General features: G+C 69.0%; 1 protein-coding gene. It reads left to right on the top strand.

Annotation, left to right across the window (positions count from 1 at the left end):
* The coding region (locus ACIRDU_RS38605) for a condensation domain-containing protein (RefSeq protein WP_403588904.1) at positions 1-1,024 on the top strand (1,024 nt) is incomplete at both ends.

Genomic DNA, 1,024 nt, shown 5'->3' with positions numbered 1-1,024 from the left:
CTGCCCGACCCCGACCAGCACCGTCCCGACCTTCGTGAGAGCTACCAGGCGCCCCGCACTCCCACCGAACAGGCGGTCGCCGAGGTCTGGCAGGAGGTCCTCCAGCTCGACCGGATCGGCATCCACGACAACTTCTTCGACCTCGGAGGCCACTCGCTCTTGGTGACACTGGCAGTCGCCCGCCTGGTCAAGGCGCTGGGACGGCCCGTCGACGTCCGGGACTTCTTCGCACACCCCACCATCGCCGAACTGGCCGCGGCTCTCCCCGCCGCGGCGGCCGAACCGGAACCGAGCATCACTCGGATGCCGCGCAGCGGTGACTTCCCGCTCTCCTATGCGCAGGAGGGTCTGTGGTTCCTGCACCAGCTCGACCCCAAGGCACCCGACTACATGGCCGCACTGGCCTGGCGAGTCGAAGGCGAACTCGATCGCACGCGCCTGGACCAGGCACTGCGACAGCTCGTGCACCGGCAAGAGAGCCTGCGCACGACGTTCCCGCTCGTCGACGCGCGGCCCGTCCAGCGTGTGGCCGCCCGCACCGGAGTCACCAGCGTGTGGCGAGACCTGCGAAACCTTCCTGACACCCTGGACGAGGCCGTACGCCAGGCCGGTGAGGAACTGCGCAAGCCGTTCGACCTGGAGAACGGCCCCCTGTTCCGCGCACTGGTCTGGCAGCTCGACGCCACCGAACACCTGCTGGTGCTGGCGATGCACCACATCGTCACCGACGGCTGGTCCATGAGCGTCCTGGTCCGCGAACTCGGCGCCCTCTACGCGGGCGAGAACCTGCCCGAACTCCCCGTCCAGTACGCCGACTACACCGACTGGCAGCGCACCGAGCGCGGCGACCAGCCCATCACCGACGATCTCGCGTTCTGGCGTGAGCGGTTGGGTGGTCTGCCGGTGTTGGAGTTGCCGGTGGATCGTGTGCGTCCGGTGCGGCCGTCGTGGGCGGGGGCGACGTATGCCTTCGATCTGGAGCCGGAGTTGGTGGCCGGCTTGGAGCGGTTGGGGCGTGAGCACG

Origin of the sequence: Streptomyces sp. NPDC093598 (assembly GCF_044764825.1) — a bacterium.
In the GTDB taxonomy this organism is placed as follows: Bacteria; Actinomycetota; Actinomycetes; order Streptomycetales; family Streptomycetaceae; genus Streptomyces.
This window is presented reverse-complemented; position numbering and strand designations above follow the sequence as displayed.